At 68.6% G+C, this 25,971-nt stretch carries 22 protein-coding genes; 15 read left to right on the forward strand and 7 right to left on the reverse strand.

The annotated features are described in order from the left end of the window. Positions 1-777 (forward strand): recombination regulator RecX, encoded by a 777-nt coding sequence (gene recX / locus CHC08_RS30690; protein WP_245878660.1) that lies wholly within the window; start codon positions 1-3, stop codon positions 775-777. A gap of 284 nt (positions 778-1,061) precedes the next feature. Next, entirely contained in the window at positions 1,062-2,684 is a 1,623-nt protein-coding gene (rny, locus tag CHC08_RS30695) for a ribonuclease Y (protein WP_089210862.1), read from the forward strand. Between the two features lie 144 nt (positions 2,685-2,828). Here rny and CHC08_RS30700 read toward each other — a convergent pair whose 3' ends face one another. From CHC08_RS30700 to CHC08_RS30720, 5 genes are all read right to left on the reverse strand, one after another. Beyond that, positions 2,829-4,709, reverse strand: a complete 1,881-nt coding sequence (locus CHC08_RS30700) for a S9 family peptidase (protein WP_089210863.1) — start codon at positions 4,707-4,709, stop codon at positions 2,829-2,831. Positions 4,710-5,006: 297 nt separating this feature from the next. Continuing rightward, a complete protein-coding gene (locus tag CHC08_RS30705) occupies positions 5,007-5,897 on the reverse strand; it encodes an amino acid ABC transporter permease (RefSeq protein ID WP_089210864.1) in 891 nt (296 codons plus the stop codon). After that, positions 5,894-6,562: an amino acid ABC transporter permease gene (locus CHC08_RS30710; RefSeq protein WP_089210865.1), complete on the reverse strand. Its 669-nt coding sequence runs from the start codon at positions 6,560-6,562 to the stop codon at positions 5,894-5,896. The genes CHC08_RS30705 and CHC08_RS30710 overlap by 4 nt, the downstream gene beginning before the upstream one ends. A 74-nt stretch (positions 6,563-6,636) precedes the next feature. After that, positions 6,637-7,485: a glutamate ABC transporter substrate-binding protein gene (locus CHC08_RS30715; protein WP_338055704.1), complete on the reverse strand. Its 849-nt coding sequence runs from the start codon at positions 7,483-7,485 to the stop codon at positions 6,637-6,639. Between the two features lie 69 nt (positions 7,486-7,554). Beyond that, on the reverse strand, positions 7,555-8,310 hold the full coding sequence (locus tag CHC08_RS30720) for an amino acid ABC transporter ATP-binding protein (protein WP_179282303.1): 756 nt from the start codon (positions 8,308-8,310) through the stop codon (positions 7,555-7,557). A 352-nt stretch (positions 8,311-8,662) separates the two neighbouring features. Between CHC08_RS30720 and miaB the strand changes: the two genes are divergently transcribed. From miaB to CHC08_RS30735, 3 genes are all read left to right on the forward strand, one after another. After that, positions 8,663-10,180, forward strand: coding sequence for a tRNA (N6-isopentenyl adenosine(37)-C2)-methylthiotransferase MiaB (gene miaB, locus CHC08_RS30725; protein ID WP_089210867.1), 1,518 nt, complete (start codon positions 8,663-8,665; stop codon positions 10,178-10,180). A gap of 301 nt (positions 10,181-10,481) precedes the next feature. Then, the gene (locus tag CHC08_RS30730; protein WP_089210868.1) at positions 10,482-11,090 is read left to right on the forward strand and encodes a hypothetical protein; all 609 of its coding nucleotides are present in this window, start codon (positions 10,482-10,484) and stop codon (positions 11,088-11,090) included. 213 nt (positions 11,091-11,303) lie between these two features. Beyond that, positions 11,304-11,972 carry a class III extradiol dioxygenase subunit B-like domain-containing protein gene (locus tag CHC08_RS30735; RefSeq protein ID WP_089210869.1) on the forward strand — a complete coding sequence of 223 codons (669 nt, stop codon included), beginning with the start codon at positions 11,304-11,306 and terminating at the stop codon, positions 11,970-11,972. A gap of 42 nt (positions 11,973-12,014) precedes the next feature. On the opposite strand, the gene CHC08_RS30740 is transcribed toward CHC08_RS30735, so the two are convergent. Both CHC08_RS30740 and CHC08_RS30745 read right to left on the reverse strand, forming a co-directional pair. Then, positions 12,015-13,427 (reverse strand): sensor histidine kinase, encoded by a 1,413-nt coding sequence (locus CHC08_RS30740; protein WP_089210870.1) that lies wholly within the window; start codon positions 13,425-13,427, stop codon positions 12,015-12,017. Continuing rightward, complete coding sequence (locus tag CHC08_RS30745) at positions 13,424-14,152, reverse strand: response regulator transcription factor (protein ID WP_089210871.1); 729 nt, start codon at positions 14,150-14,152, stop codon at positions 13,424-13,426. Before CHC08_RS30745 ends, CHC08_RS30740 begins: the two co-directional genes overlap by 4 nt. 171 nt (positions 14,153-14,323) lie before the next feature. Here CHC08_RS30745 and CHC08_RS30750 point away from each other — a divergent pair, with 171 nt between their 5' ends. The 10 genes from CHC08_RS30750 to CHC08_RS30795 all read left to right on the forward strand — a co-directional run bounded on the left by CHC08_RS30750 (position 14,324) and on the right by CHC08_RS30795 (position 25,875). Next, positions 14,324-15,697 carry a ferredoxin reductase family protein gene (locus CHC08_RS30750; protein WP_218825568.1) on the forward strand — a complete coding sequence of 458 codons (1,374 nt, stop codon included), beginning with the start codon at positions 14,324-14,326 and terminating at the stop codon, positions 15,695-15,697. Positions 15,698-15,707: 10 nt separating this feature from the next. Beyond that, positions 15,708-16,175 (forward strand): FMN-binding protein, encoded by a 468-nt coding sequence (locus CHC08_RS30755; protein ID WP_089210872.1) that lies wholly within the window; start codon positions 15,708-15,710, stop codon positions 16,173-16,175. Continuing rightward, the gene (locus CHC08_RS30760; RefSeq protein ID WP_218825569.1) at positions 16,175-16,951 is read left to right on the forward strand and encodes an FAD:protein FMN transferase; all 777 of its coding nucleotides are present in this window, start codon (positions 16,175-16,177) and stop codon (positions 16,949-16,951) included. The genes CHC08_RS30755 and CHC08_RS30760 overlap by 1 nt, the downstream gene beginning before the upstream one ends. A gap of 88 nt (positions 16,952-17,039) precedes the next feature. Next, positions 17,040-18,443 carry a multicopper oxidase family protein gene (locus tag CHC08_RS30765; RefSeq protein WP_218825570.1) on the forward strand — a complete coding sequence of 468 codons (1,404 nt, stop codon included), beginning with the start codon at positions 17,040-17,042 and terminating at the stop codon, positions 18,441-18,443. Positions 18,444-18,811: 368 nt separating this feature from the next. Beyond that, on the forward strand, positions 18,812-19,357 hold the full coding sequence (locus tag CHC08_RS30770; RefSeq protein ID WP_089210874.1) for a methylated-DNA--[protein]-cysteine S-methyltransferase: 546 nt from the start codon (positions 18,812-18,814) through the stop codon (positions 19,355-19,357). A gap of 196 nt (positions 19,358-19,553) precedes the next feature. Continuing rightward, positions 19,554-20,459, forward strand: coding sequence for a tRNA (adenosine(37)-N6)-dimethylallyltransferase MiaA (miaA, locus tag CHC08_RS30775; RefSeq protein ID WP_089210875.1), 906 nt, complete (start codon positions 19,554-19,556; stop codon positions 20,457-20,459). A gap of 179 nt (positions 20,460-20,638) precedes the next feature. After that, entirely contained in the window at positions 20,639-21,445 is an 807-nt protein-coding gene (gene dapF / locus CHC08_RS30780; RefSeq protein WP_089210876.1) for a diaminopimelate epimerase, read from the forward strand. A 217-nt stretch (positions 21,446-21,662) separates the two neighbouring features. Further along, the gene (locus CHC08_RS49860; RefSeq protein ID WP_089210877.1) at positions 21,663-23,939 is read left to right on the forward strand and encodes a hypothetical protein; all 2,277 of its coding nucleotides are present in this window, start codon (positions 21,663-21,665) and stop codon (positions 23,937-23,939) included. 171 nt (positions 23,940-24,110) lie between these two features. Continuing rightward, positions 24,111-24,869 carry an SDR family NAD(P)-dependent oxidoreductase gene (locus CHC08_RS30790; protein ID WP_089210878.1) on the forward strand — a complete coding sequence of 253 codons (759 nt, stop codon included), beginning with the start codon at positions 24,111-24,113 and terminating at the stop codon, positions 24,867-24,869. A 328-nt stretch (positions 24,870-25,197) separates the two neighbouring features. Further along, the gene (locus CHC08_RS30795; RefSeq protein ID WP_245878661.1) at positions 25,198-25,875 is read left to right on the forward strand and encodes an HNH endonuclease family protein; all 678 of its coding nucleotides are present in this window, start codon (positions 25,198-25,200) and stop codon (positions 25,873-25,875) included. Positions 25,876-25,971: the final 96 nt, after the last annotated feature.

The raw sequence follows: 25,971 nt of genomic DNA on the forward strand, positions 1-25,971 counted from the left end.
ATGATGGGACCTGACTCCGGTCCGGCCGACGCGGCCGGGCCGAGAGACTGGGGCGCCTGGCCCGACGTTCCGGAGGCCGGTTCTTCCGGGGCGAGCAGGCGAGGAAGCGGACGGTCGCGGCGTTCGCGCAGGGATCAGCCGGGCGCCTGGGAGGGATTTACCGGCGGCAAGGACGCGGGCGGCAGAAAGCGGTCGCGAGGCGACTCTCAGGGGATCGTTCCCGACGGGCCGGTCGAGGGGTCACCGGCGAGCCGGGGGCCCGCCGCCGACCCGGAGGCGGTGGCACGGGGGATCTGCCTGCGACTGCTGACCATGGCGCCGCGCACCCGGGCTCAGCTCGCGGAGGCACTGCGCAAGCGTGAGGTGCCCGAGGCGGCGGCCGAGGCCGTGCTTGAGCGGTTCTCCGAGGTCGGGCTCATCGATGACGAGGCTTTCGCCGCCGCCTGGGTGAGTTCGCGTCATGCCGGGAGAGGTCTCGCCCGCAGGGCCCTCGCCTCGGAGCTCCGTCACCGCGGGGTGGACGAAGACGTCGTGAAGGAAGCGGTGGAGCAGCTCGACCCCGAGCAAGAGGTGGAGACCGCCCGCCGCCTTGTGGAGCGTAAGCTCTCGGCCACCCGCAATCTGGAGCCCGCGGTCAGGACCCGGAGGCTGGCCGGAATGCTTGCCAGAAAGGGATACGGTCCCGGCCTGGCCTTTAGGGTGATCCGTGAAGCCCTGGAGGACGAGGAGCCGGAAACCCCTGCTTTTCCCGTCGATGTGGACTATCCGCTCGACTAGCCCAAAGCTGCTTAACAGCGGGTCTTTGCTTGCTCGTTACCTCTCTGACGCTTAATCTCAACTCCAGTGAGGAGTTACTCCGCGCAGTGCGGATTGTCATAGCGGTGCATTACGGATGAGCTGGCTTGGCGGTGCGGGCGGGCGATGGACCGGCGGGAACAGCTGGTGCGGAGCGGGTCCTAGGTTGACATCTGTCCTGATGGCGCCACCGTCTGTGCTTTCCGTGCCGTGGGTGTGACCCCTCGCGTGCTTGATGTCTGCGACGCGAGGAAGGTGAGGCGCGTATGGATCCGGTTGTGGTCGTCACGTTGGCAGTAGTGGCGGTTGTGGCTCTTGCCGTGATGACGATAACCGTGCTGATCGTGTTGCTGCGTCGCATCGGCGAGGCGGGCAACAAGATCAGTGGTCCCTCTCCCGAGCAGGAGGCGGAGATCCTCGCCGAGCTGGAGAAGGCCCGGAGCGAGGCCACCGATATCCGCGCCAAGGCGGAGAGCGATGCCGGAGAGATCCTGCGCAGGTCCGAGGCCGCGGTCGAGGCCGCAGCCGAGCTGCGTAAGGAGGCGGAGGCCGAGGGCCGGGTGCTGAAATACGAGCTCAAGGAGTTCCGCTCCGACCTTGAGCGCAGGGAGAACCGGCTGGCCGAGCGTGAGCAGCGCCTTGACGAGGAGGCCAGACGCCAGGCCGAACGGGCCCGCAAGCTCGCCGAGACCGAGACCGAGCTGGCCGACCGCCGCGAGGACCTCGACCGGGTCTCCCAGGAACGCAAGGCCATTCTGGAGCGAGTATCCGGACTCACCAGCGACCAGGCCAGATCTGAGCTGGTCAGGGAGATCGAGAACCAGGCCAAGCGCGAGGCCGCGCTGATCGTCCGGGAGATCGAGGGCGAGGCCCGCAAGGAGGGCGAGAAGCGCGCCACCAAGATCGTCACACTGGCGGTCCAGCGCGTGGCCACCGAGCAGACCGCCGAGTCCGTCGTCAGCGTCCTGCACCTGCCGGGTGACGAGATGAAGGGCCGCATCATCGGCCGTGAGGGCCGCAACATCCGGGCCTTCGAGTCGACCACCGGGGTCAACCTGATCATTGACGACACGCCCGAAGCGGTGCTGCTGTCATGTTTTGATCCGGTCCGCAGGGAGACCGCCCGGCTGACGCTGGAGAAGCTCGTCCTTGACGGGCGCATCCACCCCCAGCGCATCGAGGAGGCTCATGAGCGCAGCAAGGCCGAGGTCCAGGAGCTGTGCGTGCGCGCGGGTGAGGACGCCCTGGTCGAGCTCGGCATCACCGAGATGCACCCCGAGCTGATCACTCTGCTCGGCCAGCTCCGCTACCGCACGTCCTACGGCCAGAACGTGCTGGGTCATCTCATCGAGTCCGCCCACATCGCCGGGATCATGGCGGCTGAGCTACGGCTGGACGCGACGCTGCTCAAGCGCTGCACGGTGCTGCACGACATCGGCAAGGCCCTCACCCACGAGGTCGAGGGCAGCCACGCACTCATCGGTGCCGAGATCGCCAGGCGTTATGGCGAGCACGAGGACGTCGTCCACGCGATCGAGGCCCACCACAACGAGGTCGAGGTCAAAACCGTCGAGGCGGTCCTCACCCAGGCCGCCGACGCGATCAGCGGTAGCCGTCCGGGCGCCCGCCGCGAGTCTCTGGAGGCCTACGTCAAGCGCCTGGAGCGTCTGGAGGAGATCGCCGTCTCCTACGAGGGTGTCGAGAAGGTCTTCGCCATGCAGGCGGGCCGCGAGATCCGGGTCATGGTGAAGCCGGAGGCGGTCGATGACATCCAGGCGCAGGTGATCGCCCGCGACGTCGCCAAGCAGATCGAGGAGGAGCTCACCTACCCCGGCCAGATCCGCATCACGGTCGTCCGCGAGTCCCGGTCCACCGAGTTCGCCCGATAGCGCGCCGCATGCGACCGGCGACACCGGTCGGGGCTGCGCGACCAAGGGCGATCGAGGACGACCAGGACGTCAGGGCATGGGAGGTCCGCCGATATGCGACCCGGGCACCAGGTACGGCGGGCCTGCCGGTAGGCGATCCGGATGTCAGGCGCGGAAGATCTGCTGGTAGAAGGCGAGCTCGGTGGCCAGGGCCGCGCTGCGGGTCTCGGCTCGGCGGAAGCCGTGGGCCTCGCCCTCGAAGGTGAGGTAGGTGCAGGGGACACCGCGTTCGGCGAGGGCGTCGGCGAAGGCCTGGGACTGGGCGGGGGGAACCACCGGGTCGGACAGGCCCTGCAGGAGCAGCATGGGGCAGGTCACCCCGGCGACCCGGCCGAGGGGTTCGCGCGAGCCGTACAGGGCGGGATCGGCGGGGCCGACCAGCCACTCGACGTAGCGGGACTCGAAATCGTGGGTGGTCTCGTTGAACGGGAGGAGAGAGCTCACCCCGTAGTAGGAGACGCCGCCGGCGAACGCGCTGGACGCGCAGCAGGCCGCCATGACCGTCCAGCCGCCCGCGCTGCCGCCCCGGATCGCGATCCGTTCCGGATCGGCCAGACCTTTCCCCGCCAGCCACTCGGCCGCGGCGACCGAGTCCTCGACGTCGACCACGCCCCACTGGCGGCGCAGCCGTTCGCGGTAGGCACGGCCGTAGCCGGTGGAACCGCCGTAGTTGAGATCGAGCACCCCGATGCCCCGGCTGGTGAAGAATGCCTTCTCCAGATCGAGCGCGCTGGTGCTGTGCCCGGTGGGACCGCCGTGGACGAACACGACGTACGGCGGGGCGCCCTCGCCGCGGGCCTGCGGGTTAGACGGCGGATAGACGAACGCGTGCACCGGGCGGCCGAACCGGCCCTCGATCTCCACGGCCTGGGGGCGCGGCAGATAGGCGGTGTCGGGCAGCACGTCGACGTCGCGGCGGAGCTCCTCCACCTGCCCGGTCATGGTGTCGACCCGGACGATCGAGCGGGGCAGCGTCGGGCCGTACCCGATCGCGACCAGGGAGTGTCCGTCGGTGGCCAGGACCGGATCCCAGCCGTCATAGGGCACGTCCAGGTCGCTCAGCACGCCGCTTCCCGGGTCGAAGACGCCTAGCCGCAGGTCACCTTGCCCGTGCAGGACCGCGAGACTTCCGTCGGCCAGCACCGCGTACGGCAGGGCGCCGAGCTGCCACAGGGGCCCGGCGAACTCCTCCTCCACCGGGTAGAGCGCCTGGGACGCCGTGCCATGTATCTCCACCTGATAGAGGTTCCACCAGCCCGACCAGTCGGAGATCAGATAGAGGTGCCGCTCATCACGCCACTGCGGGGCGAGCACCGACTCGGCGGATCCACCCTTGACCGTCCAGGAACTGCCGTCGGACAGGCGGGTGACGCGCAGCTCGGTGCCGTTCCACGGCATGCGCGGATGGTTCCAGCAGACGAAGGCCAGGTGCTCGCCGTCGGGGGAGATCGTGAGGGAGGCGTAGAAGTCACTCCCGCTGACCCGCTCACGTGGCTCGGCCTCGCCGTGCAGCGGGATGGACACGATCGAACGGCTCACCCGGCCGTCGGGGTGGTGCCGCTCCTGGACACACCAGATCAGCCCGTCGTGGACGGTCATCTCCGCGTAGCGGAGCCCGGCTCGGAGCTCGGGCTCGGGGGTGATCGGCCGGGGCTCGGCGCCGGGTGCCAGCAGGTAGATCCGCTGGTCGCCGAAGTTCGTGAAGACCACGCCCTCGCCGGGGACCACCGCGTAGGAGCGCCCGCCGTACTCGTGGACCCGCGTCCTGGCGCTCCACGGCGCGGCCAGCAGCTCGTGGTGCGTGCCGTCGGCGCTCCGGTGCACGATCGTGGTCCGCCCGCCCTCGGTGGGGCGGTCCTCGGTCCACCACACCTCGTCGCCGAGCGTCGTCGGGAACCCGAGGCGTAGCCCTGACCGGGCCACGCCGGAGGTGGAGATCGGAGAAGGCCAGGTGGAGTACGGCAGGACGACCTGCTCGGGGGACATGCCGCAATCCTGCCCGATAACGCGCCGCGTGTCGCCGGTATGGCGCTCATCCCGTGTCCGCAGGTGTCTTCACGTGAGGCGGGGCGCGTGTCCGGGGCGGAGAAGAACGCGATGAAGACAGTCATCGCAGGGGATGGATCGCATATCCGGAGGTGGGCGGGAGAGCGGTGAGAACGGCTGCCCTGCGCCCACGTCTCCTGTTCGCCCCCTCCGGGGAGGTTTTCCCGCCTCCCCGGAGGTTGCTTTCCCAGCGGGTGATCGGGGAGGCGGGAAACGACGAGGAGACGGGGGCAGATCTCAGTCGACCGCGATGGTGGCACCGCCGGCGCCCATGACCGCCCCGGGCGGGACGATGGGCCGGGCCGAGGTCTTACGACTGCGGCGGCTGCGCTTCTCCAGCGCGGTGGCCAGGGCGCTGAGCGTCATGTTGAGGCCGACGTAGATGATCCCGATGACGATCGCGGCGGGGATGAGAGACCCGAAGTTGACGGCAGGGATGATCTTGAAGCCCATGTTCAGCAGGTCGACGTAGGCGATGATGTAACCGAGCGCCGTGTCCTTGAGCAGTACGACGAACTGGCTCACGATCGCCGGCATCATCGCCGTGACGGCCTGCGGGAGCAGGACCAGACGCATCACGCCACCCTTGCGCAGCCCGATCGCGTAGGCCGCCTCCGACTGCCCCGGGGGAACGGCGCGGATGCCGGCGCGGACGATCTCGGCCAGCACCGAACCGTTGTAGAGGGTCAGACCGGCCACGAGCGCGATCAGGGTGTAGTCGCCGCCCCCGAGCAGGCTGGGCAGGAGATAGAAGATGAAGAAGATCAGGAGCAGGAGCGGGATCGAGCGGAAGATCTCGACAACCGCGGCCGCGGGCGTTCTGATCCATTTGTGGTCGGAGAGCCGGGCCAGACCGAAGACCACGCCGAATACCAGCGCGAGCACCGCGGCGAGTCCCGCGGCCTTCAGGGTCCCGAGCAGACCGGGAATGATGTAGTCCACCCAGGTGGAGGCCTCGATGAACGGCCGCCAGATCCTGCCCTCCCACTGGCCCTTCGCGTCGAACCTGGCATAGACGAAGTAGGCGATCGCCACCAGCGCGACGGTCGCGAGCAGGGTCAGGACGTTGTTGCGCAGCCGCGCTCGCGGCCCCGGCGCGTCGAACAGCACATTCGCCTGGGAACTCATCGGACCACCGCCAGACGGTTGGCCAGCCAGCTGGTGAAGAAGCCGATCGGCAGGGTTACCACCATGAAGGCGACGACGATCCCCAGGAAGATGGGGATCGAGGCGCCGGTCGTGTCGAAGGTGTCCTTCATGACAAACGCCGACTCCGCCAGATAGCCGCCCGCCATCGCGACGGTGGTGTTCTTGATCATGGCGATCATCACGCTGCCCAGCGGGGCGACGACCACGCGGAAGGCCTGCGGAAGGATGATCATCCGCAGGGACTGGAAGAAGGTGAGCCCGATCGCGCGGGCCGCCTCGGCCTGTCCCAGCGAGACCGTGTTGATGCCCGAGCGCAGCGCCTCGCAGACGAAGCTCGCCGTGTAGACCGACAGCCCCAGCGACACCAGCCAGAAGGCGTTGCTGCTCGGCTCCTGGGAGAAGGTCAGGCCGAGGGTGTCGCTGAGACCGAGCGCGGAGAAGGCCAGGACCAGGGTCAGTGGCGTGTTCCGTACGACGTTGATGTAGGTCGTTCCCGCCGCCCGCAGGACCGGCGTCGGCGAGACCCGCATGGACACCAGAACCGTGCCGAGAACCAGCGACAGGATCGCGCAGACGACGGAGAGCTGCACGTTGTGCAGAAAACCTCTCAGCAGGTCTGGAGCGTATTTGATCAGTTCATCCATCGTGCTCCACCAGAGGACGGCAAGCGGCCGGTGCCCGGAAGGCCGGGCCACCGGCCGCTAGGTGAGGGATCGGACTAGGCGCAGGGCTCGAACGTGGGAGGCGCGGTGGGCAGCGTGAGGCCCTCGGTCGTGCCGAACCACTTGTCCAGCAGCTGCTTGGCAGTGCCGTCCTGGTACATCTTGGTGATCGCCGTGTTGACGGCCTCGCAGGTCTTGGTGTCGCCCTTCTTCAGGCCGACGCCGTACTTCTCGTCGGTGAAGGGGTCGCCGAGGACCTTGAACTTCCCACCGGACGCGGCTGCCTGGGCGGCGAAACCGGCGAGGATCAGGTCGTCGGTGGTGACGGCGTCGAGGTTGCTGCCGCTCAGCTTGGCGACACACTCCGAGTAGTTGGCCGCGCCGACGAGCTGGGCGTCGAGGTCGAGCTTGCCGTCCGGCGGCGGGTCGGTGATCCGCTTGTAGGAGTTGGAGCCGGCGGCCTGGCAGATCCGCTTGCCCGCCAGGTCGGTGGCCTTGGTGATGGTGGTGTCGTCGGCGCGGACCATGGTGTCCTGGTGGGCCACGATGTACGGCCCGCCGAACGTCACCTTCGCCTTGCGTGCGTCAGTGATGGAGTAGCTCGCGACGATGAGGTCAACGGTGCCGTTGGCGAGGAAGGGCTCACGGTTGGAGGAGGCGGACTCCTTCCATTCGATCTTGACATCCTCGCCGCCGCCAAGCTGCTTGACGATGTATTTGGCGACGTCGACGTCGAAGCCCTCGGGCTCGGCGCCCTTCTTCAGGCCGAGGCCCGGCTGGTCCCACTTGGTGCCGACGACAATCGTCTTGGCGCCCTTCACCTTGTCGGCGACGCTGGCGTAGGTCTCATCGCCGCCACATGCCGCAAGGCCCATGGTGAGCGCGCTCGCGGCTGCAATCGCCACACCAATACGTAGTACTCGCATATTTCCGTTACCTCTTCTTCTCTGGGGGTGCAGCCGGCTGAGAGAGCTTCAGTGAGTGAGGATCTTGGAAAGAAAGTCCTTGGCCCGATCCGTCTGGGCGTTGGTGAAGAACTCCTCGGGGGTGTTCTCCTCCACGATCTGGCCTTCGGCCATGAACACCACGCGGTTCGCCGCACGGCGGGCGAAGCCCATCTCGTGGGTGACGACCATCATCGTCATCCCCTCCTGGGCGAGGCCGATCATGACGTCGAGGACCTCCTGGACCATCTCCGGGTCCAGCGCGGAGGTCGGCTCGTCGAACAGGATCATCTTGGGATCCATGGCCAGGGCGCGGGCGATGGCCACGCGCTGCTGCTGGCCTCCCGAAAGCTGCGCGGGATACTTCGACGCCTGGGCGCCGATGCCGACCCGCTCCAGCAGCTCCATGCCCCGCTTCTCGGCCTCGGCCTTGGCGATGCCACGGACCTTGATCGGCCCGAGCGTGACATTCTCAAGGATCGTCTTGTGCGCGAACAGGTTGAAGGACTGGAACACCATCCCGACCTCTGACCTGAGTTTGGCCAGGGTCTTGCCCTCCACCGCCAGCGGCTGCCCGTCGAAGGTGATCGTCCCCTGATCGATCGTCTCCAGCCGGTTGATCGTCCGGCACAGGGTCGACTTGCCGCCACCGGAAGGGCCGATGACAACGAGGACCTCCCCCCGGGAGATCGTCAGGTTGATATCGCGAAGGACGTGCAGGCTGCCGAAATGTTTGTTGACATCATCGAGCACGACCAGAGGAGTCTTGTCCCCGTTCTCCGTCATGAAGTACAACGTAATTCTGTAAGGCCACCTGGGGCTAACCCTGGGATACCGATCAGATCACGGCCTGCTCACATCCCGGTCATTTGGTCCTGACCGATATGCCCGGGGCCGGTCAGGGTGATTGATCCGTCCGTGATGGACAAGGCCGACCACGGCGAGTTTCAAGACACCTGGTCGTGCTGATTCCCTCTTCGATTCCCTCCTTCGGGAGAAGGCCGCCGGGCTCTTGGGCCCGGATCCGGAGTTCCGGCGCGGCGAAACCTTTGACGTACGGTGCCCGATCCGTTGCTCCAGGCATGGGGAGCGCCGGGCCGTACCCGAAGGTCGGCGGAGCGCCTACCCTTGTCTTGAGATGACTGTCACCGTGGAGAGCACCCGCACGTACGAGGTTCGTACCTACGGGTGCCAGATGAACGTGCATGACTCCGAGCGCCTGTCAGGCCTGCTGGAAGACGCCGGATACGTTCCGGCCGCCCAGGGTGAGACGGCCGACGTGGTCGTGTTCAACACCTGTGCCGTGCGGGAGAACGCCGACAACAAGCTCTACGGCAATCTCGGGCACCTGCGTCCCTCGAAGATGAGCAACCCGGACATGCAGATCGCCGTCGGCGGCTGTCTGGCGCAGAAGGACCAGGGGGAGATCGTCCGCAAGGCGCCCTGGGTGGACGTGGTGTTCGGCACCCACAACATCGGCTCGCTGCCGGTGCTGCTGGAGCGGGCGCGCGTCCAGCAGGAGGCCCAGGTCGAGATCAAGGACTTCCTGGAGACCTTCCCGAGCACGCTGCCGACCAAGCGCGAGTCCGCCTACGCCGCGTGGGTGTCGGTCTCGGTCGGATGCAACAACACCTGCACGTTCTGCATCGTGCCGGCGCTGCGCGGCAAGGAGAAGGACCGCCGGCCCGGCGACGTCCTCAACGAGGTGCGGACCCTGGTCGACCAGGGCGTGCTGGAGATCACCCTCCTGGGCCAGAACGTCAACACCTACGGGGTGGAGTTCGGCGACAAGCTCGCCTTCGGCAAGCTGCTGCGGGCCTGCGGCACCATCGAGGGCCTGGAGCGGGTCCGTTTCACCAGCCCGCACCCGGCCGCGTTCACCGACGACGTCATCGCGGCCATGGCCGAGACGCCCAACGTGATGCACCAGCTCCACATGCCGTTGCAGTCCGGCTCCGACCGGGTCCTCAAGGCGATGCGCCGCTCCTACCGAGCCGAGCGCTACCTGGGCATCATCGAGAGGGTCCGCGCGGCGATGCCCGACGCGGCCATCTCCACCGACATCATCGTGGGCTTCCCCGGCGAGACCGAGGAAGACTTCCAGGGCACCCTCGACGTGGTGCGCGAGTCGCGGTTCGCCAACGCCTTCACGTTCCAGTACTCCATCCGTCCAGGCACCCCGGCCGCCACCATGGACGACCAGATCCCCAAGGAGGTCGTGCAGGAGCGCTACGAGCGGCTCGTCGCCCTGCAGACCGAGATCGCCTGGTCGGAGAACAAGAAGCAGGTCGGCCGGACGCTCGAGGTGCTGGTGGCCGAGGGGGAGGGCCGCAAGGACGGGGCGACCCATCGCATGTCCGGTCGCGCCCCCGACAACCGCCTGGTCCACTTCGCGCCGAATCTGCGGGACGGCGCCCCGCAGACCGAGATCCCGCGTCCCGGCGACGTGGTGAGCGTCGAGGTCACCTATGCGGCGCCTCACCACCTGGTGGCCGACGGCCCCGCCCTGAAGCTCCGCCGTACGCGTGCGGGCGACGCCTGGGAGGCCAGGCAGGGCGTCTCGGCGACCGCGGGTCCCGGGATCATGCTCGGCATGCCCTCGGTCGGCCGTCCCGCCCCGCTCCCCGAGGCCTCCGGCTGCTCCGTTCCCTCCTGAACGGTCCACATTTTCCGAACGATTCGGATCTTGAGTAGTTCGGGCGAGGGAGCGGGTCCGGGACGGGATGGGTTCGGAGGGCGCCCGCGTCGAATGTCCCGCTGAAATCGGTGATGCGGATGATGGTCCCCGCTCCTGCCAGGGCCGATGTCCGCGAAGATCATGTGGGTTTCCCAATGGATGGCAACCCGTGATCCGCCCGTGATTGCTGCGCGAGCATTTCCCTGCTGTGGCTAATGTGGTTCAGCACCCTCGGAAGCCGTGGAGGTTTCCCCCCGAGAACCGCAGGGAGTCTGTCCCCATGCACGTCCCTCCATCTCCGGGCCATCCCGGAGAACCCGAAGCATTCACCGCCCCCATCGGACAACCAGAAATCCTCACCGGCCCCACCGATGAGCCCCGTTCACGTCGGAAGAGCCGCAAGAGCGGGAGAAGCGGCCTGGCCATAGCCGCCTTCTCCTTCCTCGGCGCCGTCATCCTGGGCGGAGGCATCGTCTACTTCGTGCTCAGCGGCTCCGATGACACGCCGGCCGGTCCCGGCGCCGTCTCGGTGTCGCAGGCACCCCAGAGCCCTCCGGATGACCAGCCGAATCCCGAACCGGGCGAGAGCTCGGAGGACAAGGCGGACACCCCGCCGGACCAGGACGGCACCTCGCGGGCGGACGCCGGCGCGGATGCCGGTGCCAACACCGGCGTCGGCTCCGGCACCGATGCGGACACCGGAGCCAACGCCGGAGGGACGGGCAAGAGCGACTCCGGCCCCAAGTCCACCGCCGATGCGCCCGCAGTCGACAAACCGGTGAAGGAACCGCAGAGCAACCCCAACCTGGTCACGGACGGGCAGACCGACCCCCGCTCCGACGGCGGCACCGGCTACGTCGCGCCTCAGGGGCCCATCGCCGGCTACTGAGGCCCGCCTCGGCCCGTTGACGCCGGGGCACGGGCTTCTCCGTCGTGCCCCGGCGTTCTCGTGCTCCCGGAGTAAGCGGCCTCCGTCGTGCCCCGGCATTCCGTGCCCCGGCGTTCGGTGCTCCGGGGTGAGCGGTCTCTCCCGTGCCCCGATGCTCCCCTGCCCCGAGGCTCTCGCGCCCCCGGGATGAGCGGCCTCCGTTAGTCTGACGAGGTGCTTGTCGCCGCGGCCGTGTGCCCGCACCCTCCGCTGCTGATCCCCGAGCTGGCCGGCGCCGCCGCTGTGGAGCTCGACGAGCTCCGGGCAGCCTGCGCGTCGGCGGTGAGCGCCCTGCGCGCCGCCGAACCCGACGTGATCGTGGTGGTCGGCGGAGCCGATCGCGCCGGGACCTACGGCGCCGATGCCGCGGGGACCCTGGCGCCCTGGGGCGTCGACGTCCGGATCGGCGAGGGTGAGCCCGTCCTGCCCCTCTCCCTGTCGATCGGCCGCTGGCTCCTCGAAAGGGAACACCTGGCCGCCGCCGAGTTCCACGCGGTTCCCTCCGACGCCACCTCGCAGAACTGCGCCGCGCTCGGCAGGCGGCTGGCGGACCTGGCCGGACGCGTGGCGATGCTTGTGATGGCCGACGGCTCCGCCTGCCTCACCGAGAAGTCTCCGGGGTCGCTGGATCCTCGCGCGCTGCCCTTCAACGAGGCGGTCGTCAAGGCGCTCGCGCGCGGCGAGGTTCCGGAGCTCGACCCCGCCCGGGCGGCCGAGCTGTGGTTCGCGGGCCGCGCGGCCCTCCAGGTCCTCGCCGGAACCGGAAGCTCCCTCAAGGGTGAGGTTCTCTACGATGACGCCCCCTACGGGGTCGGCTATTTCGCCGTCCGCTGGACGGAGTGATCTCGCACCCACCCGCGTTCGCGGGGGAGCGGCACCCGGAAGTCAGATCGAGGGGAGCAGCACCCGGAAGACGGTGTGGCCAGGGCGGCTCTCCATGTCCATGGTGCCGCCGTGCGAGGAGACCACGGCCTTGACGATGGCGAGCCCGAGACCGCTGCCACCCGAGGCACGCGAGCGTGCCTTGTCCGCGCGGACGAACCGCTCGAAGAGCTCTTTCTGGAGCTTCTCAGGGACGCCCGGCCCGTCATCGGTCACGGCCAGCTCAGCCTTTCTTGGGCCGGGGACACGGACGGAAACGGTGACCGTGGTGTCCGGCGGGGTGTGCGCGCCGGCGTTGCTCAGCAGGTTGACGACCACCTGGTGGAGCCGGTCCGCGTCGCCGATCATCGTGACCGGCTCCTCCGGGAGTTCCAGCCGCCAGTGATGATCCGGTGCGGAGACACGCGCGTCACCCGTCGCATCGATCACCATCCGGGTCAGGTCCACCTGGTCACGTGCCAGCGGCCTGCCCGCGTCGAGCCTCGCGAGCAGCAGTAGATCGTCGACGAGTTTGCTCATACGGGAGGATTCCGCGTCGATTCGCTTCAGGGCATGCCGTACCCCTTCCGATACGTCGCCGGGGTCGCGCCGAGCCAGTTCGACGTGGGCCCGGACGGTCGCGAGGGGGGTGCGCAGCTCGTGGCTGGCGTCCGCGGCGAAGGTCCGCATGCGCTGCTCGCTGGCGTGGCGCAGGGCGAGGGATTCCCCCACATGGCCGAGCATGCGGTTGAACGCGGCTCCCACCTGGCCCACCTCGGTCCGGGGGTCCTCGTCTGGCACACGATCCGGCAGTGCCACCTCGCCGCTGGCCAGCGGGAGCGTGCTGACCCGCTGGGCCGTGGCCGCCACCCGTTCCAGGGAACGCAGCGACAGCCGTATCCAGATCGTGCCGGCTATCCCTGTAGCGATCATGAGGATGGCGAACACCACGATCTCGGCGAACTGGAGGCGGTGCACCAGGGCGTTGACGCCTTCCAGCGGGAGCCCGTTGATGAGGACGTCGCCGTCGGCGCCTTTGATCGCCATGACACGGTAGTCGTCCAGCGCCGACAGCTCCACGGTGTGGCCTCGTCCGTCCATCGGAACGGCGGCCAGGACGGCCGCGTCGTCGGCGGAGAGGTTGAGGCGGGTGCTGTTCGGCGCCACCACGGCGGCATTGGTCACCTGGCCGTTCATGATACGGACGCCCAGGGTCCCGAGAGACTGCCCGCGGCTGTCGCCGTACTCGCCGTACTCCAGGTTGTGCTCCAGGCTGGCGGCGAACCTTCCGACCGTCATGGACAGTTGCTGGTCCACCCGGTCCACCATGAACCGTTCCAGCGCGAGAGAGGTGGCCACGCCGATCGTGACGCAGGCGAGTGCGAGCAGGATCAGCAGGCCGGTGACCAGCCGGGCGCGGAGCGTGTGTGGTCTCATGGCTTGAGGACGTATCCCACGCCCCGCACCGTGTGGATCAGCGGAGGGCGTCCCGCGTCGATCTTTTTGCGCAGGTAGCTGATGTACAGCTCGACGACATGGGCTTGACCGCCGAAGTCGTAGGACCAGACCCGGTCGAGGATCTGGGGTTTGCTGAGCACCCGGCGCGGATTGCGCATGAGGAAGCGCAGCAGCTCGAACTCGGTCGGTGTGAGTTCCACCAGCTCGCCGCCTCGAGTCACCTCCCGCGCGTCCTCGTCCATCATCAGATCCCCTACGGCCAGCCGGCTTCCCTCCGAGGTCCTCGCCATGCCGGAGCGGCGCAGCAGGCCGCGTAGCCGGGCGAGAACCTCCTCCAGGCTGAACGGCTTGGTCACGTAGTCGTCGCCGCCCGCGGTTATCCCGGCGACACGATCTTCCACGGCGTCCCTGGCGGTCAGGAACAGCACGCACACATGCGGCGCTTCGGCACGTAGGAGGCGTAGCACCTTGATGCCATCGATGTCGGGCAGCATGACGTCGAGCAGCACCGCGTCGGGGCGGAACTCGCGGGCCACGCTCACCGCGGCCGCACCGTCGGAGGCGGCGCGCACCTCCCAGCCCTCGTGGCGAAGCACCACGCTGAGCACCTCGACGAGGTCGGGTTCGTCGTCGACGACGAGTACTCGGACAGGCGCCCCGTCCGGGCGGAGCAACTCAGGAAGATCACGGGAAGTCGTACGCATGGTGACAGCAGGGTCCTTCCTGTTCTCGATGCAGACTCTCTGAACCACCTCTGAGAATCCTATGAATCGTCCAGGTATGGACTGGTTCATAGGGAATCGAGAAGTTCGACTGGCACGGTGGTTCACGGATCAACAAAAGGTGGTTCACGAATCAACAAAAGGAGGCACTCTGTGAGCACCACCTTCGCGGGGGGTGCGGTCAGCGGCGCGCACCGGGGCGCTCCTCCACGGGGCGCCCGCGCCCATCCGGCGGCCGTCCTGCCGGTCATCACCGCGGGCGCGTTCGCCGTACTCGGCATGTGGTGGGTGAACACGCCCAGCGTCTCCGGGCTGGACGACTGGCTGATCGGGGCGGGACGGATCACCGGGCTCCTCGCCGGGTACGCGATCGTGGTGCTGCTCGCACTGATGGCCCGGATCCCCGCGCTGGAGCGCGGAGTGGGGTCCGACAAGCTCGCCCGCTGGCACTCCATGGGCGGGCGGTACGTCGTCGGGCTGTCCGTCGCGCACATGCTGCTGATCATCTGGGGCTACGCGGTGGCCGACGCCACCGATGTGGTGAGCGAGACGGTGACGCTGAACCTCTCCTATCCGGACGTGCTCCAGGCCACCGTGGCGGTGCTGCTCCTCGTGGGCGTCGGCATCGTCTCGGCTCGCGCCATCCGGCCGCGACTACGCTATGAGACCTGGTTCCATCTGCACTTCTACACATACCTGGCGACCTGGCTGGCGTTCGGGCACCAGCTCTCGACCGGCAACGAGTTCGTGGGATCTCCGGTCGTCCAGGCGATCTGGTACGCCCTCTACATCGGGGTCGCGGTGGTGCTCGTCTGGTACCGGTTCCTCACGCCGGTACGGCAGGCGTTCCGGCACCGCCTCGTGGTCAGCAGAGTCGTGCAGGAGGGCGCCGGGGTGGTCTCCATCCACATCTCGGGGCGCCGCCTCGACAGGCTGAGGGCCGAGCCCGGACAGTTCTTCCGCTGGCGGTTTCTCACCAGGAACCTGTGGTGGTCGCCCAATCCCTACTCGCTGTCGGCCGCTCCCCGGCCTGACGAGCTGCGGATCACGGTGAAGGACCTGGGTGATCAGAGCCGCGAGCTCGCACGCGTGCGCCCGGGGACCAAAGTCTTCGCCGAAGGCCCCTACGGCGCCTTCACCTCGGGGCGCCGCAGAGGACGCAAGGTGCTGCTCATCGCGGGAGGGGTGGGCATCACTCCCCTGCGCGCGCTGTTCGAGTCGATCCCGGCCGCGCCCGGTGACCTCACCCTTCTCTACCGGGCCCGGACACCCGAGGACCTGGTGTTCCGTACGGAACTGGAGTCGATATCCATCCGCCGCCGCGCGACCCTGCTCTACTGTGTCGGCCCCCGGAGCCGGATCGGCGACCCGTTCACGTCCAGGGCGCTCACCGAGCTCGTCCCCGGCATATCCGACCACGAGGTCTACGTATGCGGGCCCTCCAGCATGACCGGCAGCGTGATATCCGCCCTACGCACCGCTGGGGTACCGAATCGGCGCATACACCACGAATCATTTGAGTTCTGAAGGAATCCGCATGCGCAGAGTGATATTAGCCGTGCTCGTCACCACTGTCGGCCTGGTGTTGTTGCTGTCCTTCAAACCTCACGAGATCACGGCGTCGGCCGACCCTCCCTCCGCCGTGTCGCAGAACGGCAGCGGCTCGGCCGGGAACACGGACGCGAGCGCGGGTTCAACCAAGAACACGGGCTCGAGCGCGACAAGCGGCGACAAGGTGGTGACCGGCGACGCGGCCGACACACGCTGGGGTCCCGTGCAGGTGGAGCTCGTGCTCTCCGGCGGCAAGGTGACCAACATCAAGGTGCTCCAAGCTCCGGACGGCAACAACCGGGACATCGAGATCAACAACCAGGCACTCCCGATCCTCAAAGAGGAGGCGCTCTCCGCGCAGTCCGCCCAGATCGACACGGTCTCGGGTGCCACCTACACCAGCGATGGGTACACCCAGTCGCTGCAGAGCGCCCTCGACAAGGCCGGTCTCTGATGCGCCACGTCGAACACGCCATGGGCACGGTCTTCTCCTTCGACGTACGGCACCCCCATGGCACGGGGCAAGCCGTCGCCGAAGCCGTGGCATGGCTGCACCGCGTCGACGGGATCTTCTCGACGTACCGGCCGGACAGCCCCGTCAGCCGGCTGGACAGGGGCGAGATCGGCCTGGCCGACTGCCCGCCGGAAGTGGCGGACATCCTCGACCTGTGCGACTCCGTGGCCGAGATCTCCCACGGATACTTCACGGTGCGCCCCTGGGGACGCCTCGAACTCTCCGCCATGGTCAAGGGCTGGGCGATCGAGCAGGCGTCGCTCATCCTCACGCGATCGGGAGCGGTGAACCACTGCGTGAACGGCGGCGGCGACCTTCAGCTCACCGGAACGGCCGCGCCCGACCGCCCGTGGCGCGTCGGTATCGCCCACCCGCTCCGTCCGGGCGATCTCGCCACCGTGGTCGCCGGATGCGACCTCGCCGTGGCGACCTCGGGCACGGCCGAGCGTGGGCCGCACATCCTCGACCCGCATACCGGCCGCCCCGCGACGGAGCTGGCTTCGATCACCCTGGTCGGAGAGAGCCTGACCATGATCGACGCGTACGCCACGGCCGCCTTCGCCATGGGCGGCGCGGCCCGGATGTGGGTCGAGCGGCTCGAGGGCGTGGAGGCTTTCGCGGTCACGGCCTCAGGCGGCACCTGGTGCACATCCGGCTTCGGCGGCGAGGGCGAGGCGGCCGCGGAGTTCCGGCGAGGTGCGAAAACGCGGCCATAGTAGCCTGGTGAGGTCGAGGATTCACCGCTGGAAGGAAGCTCACCAGAAAGCGGTGCTTGATATACGGCATCTGCATCGGGGAGGTGCCATGATGCGGTCTCGAATCGGCCCGGCCTGTCTCGCCGCGGCCCTCGCCATCACCACGGTGAGTGGTTCCGACGCCGGACCGTCGCCGCCACCACCGGTTCGAGAGGGAGCCCCGCTGCGGGACCCACCGCAGCTGGTGAGCCACAACGGGATCTTGCGGGCGAGGCTTGTCGTGGAGGGGCGGCAGGTGGACGTGGCCGGCCGCAAACTGTGGGCTCTGACCTACAACGGTCACTACATGCCGCCCACCCTGCGGATCCGGCCGGGAGACAGGCTGGAGCTGGCGATGGAGAACCGGCTGGGTAAGTACACCAATCTGCACGTGCACGGGCTGCACGTGTCACCGAGCGGCCACTCCGACAACGTCTTCGTCCACATCCATCCCGGTCAGACGTTCCACTACTCCTACCGGTTCCCGGCTAATCTCGCGTCCGGCACCTACTGGTACCACTCACACGCGCATCCGATGTCCGGGCCGCAGGTCGCCGGAGGACTGTCGGGCATCATCGTCGTCGATGGGCTGAAGCGATATCTGCCGCCGGATCTGCGCGACATCACCGAGCATGTCATCGCGCTCAAGGACTTCCAGATCCAGGGCAACACGGTCAAGACCAAGGATCTGCACATCAGCGCGCCCACCAACCGCACGGTCAACGGCCAGCTGAACCCGACAATCCGCATCCGGCCGGGCGAGATCCAGCTGTGGCGGCTGTCCAACATCAGCGCCAACATCTACTACAAGGTCCGCCTGCAGGGACAGCCGTTCCAGGTGATCGCCCACGACGCCAATCCCGTCAACCGGATCTGGGCGGCGGACTCGCTCCTCCTCGCGGCCGGTGCCCGGTTCGACGTGCTCGTCCGAGGCGGCCCGCCCGGCCGCACCCAGCTGCAGACGCTCCCCTACAACACCGGGCCGGCCGGCAACCGGTTCCCGCAGGCGACCCTGGCCACCCTGGTCTCCGAAGGCGCGCTGACGCATCCGACGGCGCCGCCCACGACCTTCGCGCCGACCGAGGACCTGAGCCATGCCGTCCTTGCCGCGCGGCGCACCGTCGTGTTCTCCGAGAACAAGGCGGGGACCGAGTACTACATCAACGGCAGGCAGTTCGACCCGAACCGGGTGGACATCAGGTCGAAGTTGAACACCGTCGAGGAGTGGACCGTCCGCAACGACAGCAACGAAGAGCACTCCTTCCACGTCCACACCAACGACTTCCAGCTGATGAGCATCAATGGCCGGCCTCACGAGGGTCACGGCTGGCAGGACACCGTGAGCATTCCCCCCAACGGGCAGATCGTCATCCGGATGCCCTTCACCGACTACACCGGGAGGACCGTCCTGCACTGCCACATCCTCAACCACGAGGACGCGGGCATGATGGCGGTCCTGGAGATCGTCAAGTGATCGGAAGGTCGCACGGGTACGCGCGGGGCCGCCCGTCGGGGGAGCGCCAACCCGACAGTGCGACCGGAGCCCGTCGTCGGCATGACCACCGCGTGTCCGCAGACGGCGCTGCCGCCACCCTCACCGGTTCAGGCGCGCCGTGGGCGCTGATGGGCATGGCTGTCGTGTTCGAGGCGGGCAGATCGCCCCCCGTGTTCACCGTCCCTGATACCGACCGAGTTCCGGGCGTACGATACGCCCGGAACGAGCGGACCATCGGCCCCCGTGGAATTCTTGTCCCGAGGAAGGCCGTGCCCGTTGCGGTTGCGGTGACGGGAAGAAATGTGACCGAGGTGCCGCGAACGAGCTCTCGAAGGGACTTATCCCACATGGCAGGAACAGTGGCGTTCGGGAGCGTTCCGACGCAGCAGGGGGACCTGTTCGTCGCCGTCACGGAGGACGGCGTGGCGTGCGTCGGCTGGGGCGACCGGGGCGGCTGGGACGAGGGAGGCAGGGCCAAGGCCCGCGTGCTGGAAGGGCTCAATCTGCCCGAGGTGGACGATCCCGGCAGGACGGCCGCCGTGCTCGGCGAGCTCGCCGACTACTACGCGGGCAGGTTGCGGGTCTTCAGCGTTCCGGTGGACTGGAGGTTGACCTCGCCCGTGCAGCGCAAGGTGCTGGGCACGCTGTACGAGACGGTCCCCTACGGCAAGGCCGTGACCTACGGCGAGCTGGCCACCCGAAGCCAGACGGGGGTGCCCGCGCGGGCCATCGGATCGATCATGGGAGCCAACCCCATCCCCATCATCGTGCCGTGTCATCGGGTGGTCGCGGGGAACGGGCTCGGCGGGTTCAGCGGGGGCGAGGGTGTGGAGTCCAAGCGGTGGCTGCTGACCATGGAGGGCTACCTGCAGCCGACACTCGACTGGGACTGACCTCCGCGCACCGGATCGACCGTGAACGTCGGACCCGCCGCCCGTCACGGCCGACCTGCCGCCGCCTGTCGTGATCGACCCCGAACGGCAGACCCGCCACCACCTGTTGCGATCGACCGTGAACGTCGCGCATCGGGATCGGCCCCAGGCACCGGACCGACCTCCGCACACCCGGCGAGTTGGCACACTTGTCCCCGTGCGTCAACTACCAGTCATCGCCGTCATCGGACCTACCGCGGCCGGAAAGTCCGACCTCGCCGTGGATCTCGCCCTCCAACTGGGGGGCGAGATCATCAACGCCGACTCCATGCAGCTCTACCGGGGAATGGACATCGGGACGGCGAAACTGTCGGTGGCGGAGCGGCGCGGGGTTCCGCATCATCTGCTCGACATCTGGGACGTGACCAAGGCCGCGAGCGTGGCCGAGTATCAGGCGCTGGTCCGGCCGTTGATGGACGACATGCTGGCCAAGGAGATCGTGCCCATACTGGTCGGCGGATCCGGGCTGTATGTACGGGCCGCACTCGACGATCTGGAGTTTCCCGGCACCGACCCGGAGATCCGCGCCCGGCTGGAGGCGGAGCTGGAGCGCGAGGGCCCGGCCGTTCTGTACGAACGGCTCAGGGAACGCGATCCGAAGGCGGCCGAGACGATCCTGCCGAGCAACGGCCGCAAGATCGTCCGTGCGCTGGAGGTCATCGAGTTCTCCGGCCGGCCGTTCTCGGCCACGATGCCGTCCTACGACGCCCTCTACGAGAGCGTGCAGCTGGGGGTGGAGGTGCCGAGGGAGGTGCTGGACGCCCGGGTCGAGGCGCGGGTGGAGCGCATGTGGGAGGCCGGGCTGGTGGACGAGGTCCGGCGGCTCTTCGCACGGGGACTCGCCGGAAGCCGTACGGCCAGCCGCGCCCTCGGCTACGCCCAGGTCCTACGGTTCCTCGACGGCGAGTGCAGTGAGCAGGAGGCCAGAGAGGAGACGATCCGCGCGACGCGCAGGTTCGTCCGCCGCCAGGAGTCGTGGTTCCGCCGCGATCCCCGGGTGATCTGGCTTCCCCAGCAGGCTCCGGATCTCCTCGACCGGGCACTCGCCGCGGTGCGCCGGTGATCCGAGCCGACGGCGCCGGGAGCCAGGCCGGCAGCCTCGATGACTCCCGGGCGACCTCGGCGGCCCGAACGGCCCCGGCAACCCCGACGGCTCCGTCGACGTCCGGCGGCCGAGGGTGGCTCCGCGGGTGTCCCCGGTGGTGCGTATAGCGCCGGGATCAGCGTGGATAGAGTTGAGGGATGCGATTCGTAAAGGGACATGGCACCGAGAACGACTTTGTGATCCTTCCCGACCCGGAAGGTGAGCTGGAGTTGCCCACGACGCTTGTGGCGGCGATGTGCGACCGGCGCGCGGGGATCGGCGCGGATGGCGTGCTGCACGTGGTGCGGACGAAGCACAGTCCGGAGGTGGCCGATCTGGCGGACGACGCCGAGTGGTTCATGGACTATCGCAACGCCGACGGCAGCCTCGGGGAGATGTGCGGGAACGGCACGCGGGTCTTCGCCCGCTACCTGGTCGACACGGGATTGGCCCTCCCGGGTGAGTTCGGCGTGGCCACCCGCGCGGGGGTCAAGCGGGTACGGCTGGCCGAGACCGGCGACGTGAGCGTGGATATGGGCCGGCCCCAGGTGCTGGGCCGCAGCCATACGAGCGTGTCCGGCCATGAGTACGAAGGACTCCACGTCGACATGGGAAATCCCCATCTGGCCTGCGTCATCGGTGATCCGGTGGCCCAGCTCGACCTGGGCCGCCAGCCCGCGTTCGATCCCGAGAGATTCCCCTCGGGGGTCAACATCGAGCTGCTCAACCCGGTGGGTCCGCGCCGGGTCGTGATGCGGGTCTTCGAGCGGGGCTCGGGCGAGACGCGGTCGTGCGGCACCGGCGCGGTCGCCTCGGCCGTGGCGGCGGCGCACCAGGCCGGGGAGAGCACCGGCACCTGGGCGGTCGAGGTGCGGGGCGGCACCGTCACCGTCACCCTCGACGAGCACACCAGCCACCTCGCGGGCCCGGCGGTCCTGGTCGCCTCGGGGGAGCTCAACCTGTGAGACCGGCCCGGCCTGGTCCTCGCCACCGGACAGTCGGTACTGTACCAAACACTGTGTGTCACCGTTGTGCGTTCCCCTCCCAAGGTGGAGCCCAGGGTTCGCACGCGGAAGAAATTCGATGAAATGGACCCGGTTGAACCGGTCGAATTGCTCATCCGGCCCGGATGGCCGAGTAGTCGTTTGGGGCATGCTCGCCGACCTGGCAGACTGACGTCTCATGGACGTGGACATCTGGGCCTGGGTTGGCGACACCCAGCGGCAACTGCACGAAGCAGGAAACACCGGTCTGGCTATGGCGATCGGAGATGTGCCCGCGCAGGCGCTGGAGGGCCGATACTCACAGCTCGACGTGCTCGCGCCCGCCATCGCACAGCAGGCGGAAAACCTCGAACTGCCTTGGCTTGAGTTCTACGCCCGCTACTGGCACCTGATCGGCCGCATCGGTGATCGTGCTCAGGGAGCGGTGGCGATCGCCGACGCGGAGACGCTGGTCGAGTTCGCGAAGCGCGACGATGTCCGTGAATGCCCGGCGGCGCCCGGCGCCGTCGTGGCGCTGACCGTCGCCCAGACGAACGCCGACGGCGCCGGTTACGCGGCCGAGCGGCTCGCGCTGCTCGCCGCGGTCGACATCGAGCCCGAGGCGCTGGCCTTCTCCGCGATCGCCGAGCAGTACGTCGCGGCGCTGGTGGACGCGGGCCGTGTCAACGAGGCCATCATCCACGCCGAGGCGGCCGTGGCGGAGCTGGGCGGCGCGGGCCGTGAGGCGAGCTGGGAGCTGGGGGCCGCCTCGGCCCGCGCGCTGCTCGCCGCCGGTCGCGCGGAGGACGCGCTCACCGCGCTCGACGCCGCGGCCGGGTTCAAGCCCGACGACCCGGTGGCCAGGGGGCACAGGGAGGGCGTGCTCCGCGCGCTCGTGCTCGCGACCCTGGGCAGGGTGCAGGAGTCCGTCGACGCCCTGCCCGACCTCGACGTGGTCGGCGATCACCCGCGCGACTGGGTCGAGTGGGCGCACGCCATCCGCCGGCTCGCGGGGTCCGCGCAGATCACCAACACCTGGCAGCTCGGCCGGGTGCTCAAGCAGTGGATCGACTACTTCGCCATGATGGGCGGCTACCGCGCGCGGGTCGAGCTCGCGCTCGTCGCCGGCCACCTGGCCATCGCCCGCCAGGGTGCCTGGCAGGCGCGGCTGCTGGCCGACATCGCCGAGTCGGCGGCCGGTGAGCTCAGGGAGCCCGGCGACGTCGCCGGGCGGATCGCGGAACTGCGCACCGCCGCGGACGAGGTCGAGCTGCCCAAGGCTCCCGGCCCCCAGGCCGAGCTGGTCGGCTACTTCGACGCCTCCGACGGGTTCAACGCCGACCCCGAGCGGTGGGTGGAATGGCTGACCCCCGTGTCCGGCAAGGACCTGGAGGCCACCCGCAGGCACACCACCACGCTGGGCTTCCTCGGTTACCCGGCCAAGGGCGCCGACATCTACTGGACCATGCTGGTCGAGTCCGGCACCATCGAGACCGCCGACCCGCAGGACGCCTCCTACCTCACGGGCCTGTTGATCGAGGCCCGCCAGGACGAGCGCCTGGAGCAGATGGCCGAGCGGCTCCCCGACGCCCAGCGTCACCTGGCCCTCGGACGCCTGCACCGCGCTCGGGAGCGCTGGGAGCAGGCCGCGGCCGAGGGTGAGGCGGCGGTCGCCGCCGGTGCGGGCATCGAGGCGCGCCGTCTGTGGTCCGCGGCGGTGCAGCAGACCGACGACAACGCCAAGGGCGCCACCATCCTGCGTGAGGTCCTCGACTCCGCGGAGATCGAGGGCGAGGACATCTGGCGGATGATCACGATGGCGACGGCCGCCGAGGACTGGGAGACCGTCCGCCTGGGCGCCGCCAAGGTCGGCATGCCGCTGAAGTCCACCGAGGGGCCGATCGAGGAGGAGATGGGCCTGGTGCGCCTCATCCTCCCCGCCCCCGACGGCACCCAGCGTCAGGTCATCAGCCTGCGCACCGGTCCCGCCACGGCACGGCTGGCCATTCCGCAGCCTCCCGGCATGGACTACAACGCGGGCGACCTGGTCGTCTTCGAACCGCAGCTGCTGGAGCCGATCCCGGAGAGCGCCGAGGAGCAGGAGAACTTCGTCCCGCCCTTCGCCGCGGTCAGCATGCTCCGCCCCGGCGGCTACACCAGCTGGTTCTTCGACGGCGCCGCTCCCAGCGAGTCCGACTGGACCGAGTTCAACGAGGTCCTGGCCGAGCGCGGCTGGCCGATGTGGGTCTACAGCGACGACAACTACACCGTGACCCACCCGACCTCGGGCGAGCCGCTGCCCGGCGTGTTCGGCTGGATCGCGGTTCCGCCGGACGCCAGCCCGGTCGAGGTGGACGCGCTCCTGGACGACGCCACCGAGCGCTGGGTGCACCCGCTGGCCTGGCTCGAGCTCGCCAAGGCCGTCGACGTCGAGGTGGAGCGGCACGAGCGCATCACCAAGGAGTACGGCCTGTAGGCCTTGGCCGCGGGGTTCGCCGCACCCCGTAGAACCGGTCCGAGGTTCGCGCGGAGCCCGGACGCCATCCGGAACACGACACCGCCCGTGGGGGACCACCCCCGCGGGCGGTGTTTTCTCTCAGCTCTAGAATTTGCTTCGGTATGTGTCGGCGGGCAAAGGAGAAACTGGATGCTGGACCGATTCCGGTTGGACGACAAGGTCGCGATCGTCACGGGAGCCTCTTCGGGGCTCGGCGTCGCGTTCGCGAGGGGCCTGGCCGAGGCGGGCGCGGACATCGTGATCGGTGCACGGCGTAAGGACCGCCTGGAGGAGACGAAGGCACTGGTCGAGGAGACCGGCAGGCGGTGCGTGGCGGTCGTCACCGACGTCACCAGGCCCGAGGACTGCCAGGCGCTGGCCGAGGCGGCGGTCGCCGAGTTCGGCGCGGTGGACATCCTGATCAACAACGCGGGCGTCGGTACGGCGGTGCCCGCGCTCAAGGAGACCCCCGAGCAGTTCCGCCAGGTCGTCGAGATCAACCTGTACGGCACCTACTGGATGGCGCAGGCCTGCGCCAGGGTCATGAGGCCGGGCTCATCGATCATCAACGTCGGCAGCGTCCTGGGTGAGACCACCGCCGGCCTGCCCCAGGCCGCCTACAGCGCTTCCAAGGCGGGCGTCCTCGGGCTCACCCGCGACCTGGCCCAGCAGTGGACGGGGCGGCGCGGCATCCGCGTCAACTGCGTCGAGCCGGGCTTCTTCGCCTCGGAGATGACCGAGGAGTACGCCGAGGGCTATCTGGCCCGGCAGCTTGAGAACCGGGTGCTGATGAAGCGGCCCGGCGATCCGGCCGAGCTCGTGGCGGTGGCGATATTCCTCGCCTCCGACGCCGCGTCCTACGTGACGGGAGCGGTGATCCCGGTGGACGGTGGCATCCTGATCACCTGAGCCGTATGGGTGACCGTTCCCGGGCAGCCGGGCGAGGTCGTCGCTCCCGTTCTCGGGAGCGACGACGGGGTGCGCGCCGTCGCTCTCCCGGGGTGCGTGCCGTACAGAAAAATTTGTCGCACCGAGGATAATCGCCCACGAGCAGACACCCTGCCCCTGATTAGGGTGTCTGACGTGGTGATATGCCCCGCATGACATCGTGAGGCTGATTCGCGGCGTCGCAGTTCGCTCATTCCCCGAAAGACTGGGTGAGGCTTTTACGATTAAGAGCGATCTCTAGGGTAATTTGCCACCTCAGAGACAGTAATTAGGTGTGAAGGGTGGCAGGGTGCGGGCTGCGCTGGGACGAGGTGTGGCCGTCGCGACGATCGCGTTCGCGTTGGCGGGCTGTGGTCTCACCGAGGGAGGGCTCAGCGAGCAGCCCCCCGGTAACGGAGCCGGCGGGAAATCCGCCGCGGCGGCACTCAGAGAGCTGAACGCATTGCCGGTCAAGGGGCGGGCCCCGATGACCGGGTACGACCGGGCCGAGTTCGGGCCCGCGTGGAGCGACGTCGATCGCAACGGCTGCGACACCCGTAACGACGTTCTCAAGCGAGACCTGACGGACGAGACCTTCAAGAAGGGCGACGAGGACTGCACCGTGCTGAGCGGAGTCCTCCACGATCCGTACAGCGGCAAGACCATTGAGTTCAAGCGCGGTCAGTCGTCCAGTATGGCGGTGCAGATCGACCACGTGATCGCGCTCGCCGACGCCTGGCAGAAGGGCGCCCAGCAGTGGCCGGAGAGCAAGCGCAAGGAACTGGCCAACGACCCGCTGAACCTTCTGGCCGTGGACGGGCCGCTGAACAGCCAGAAGGGCGCCGGTGACGCGGCGACCTGGCTGCCGCCGCGCCGCGCCTACTGGTGCACCTATGTCGAGCGCCAGATTGAAGTGAAGGCCAAGTACGAGCTGTGGGTGACGTCCGGAGAGAGGGACGCCATGCAGAAAGTGCTCAAGGCCTGCTGATCGAGGACATCCTGCGGGGAGCGCTTAGGGGTCGCCGGTTGAGAGCGCCCTGCAGGAGTGCTCAAGGTCTGCTGTGCGAGGACATCCTGCGGGGAG

The organism is Streptosporangium subroseum (assembly GCF_900188345.1).
GTDB classification, from domain to species: domain Bacteria; phylum Actinomycetota; class Actinomycetes; order Streptosporangiales; family Streptosporangiaceae; genus Streptosporangium; species Streptosporangium subroseum.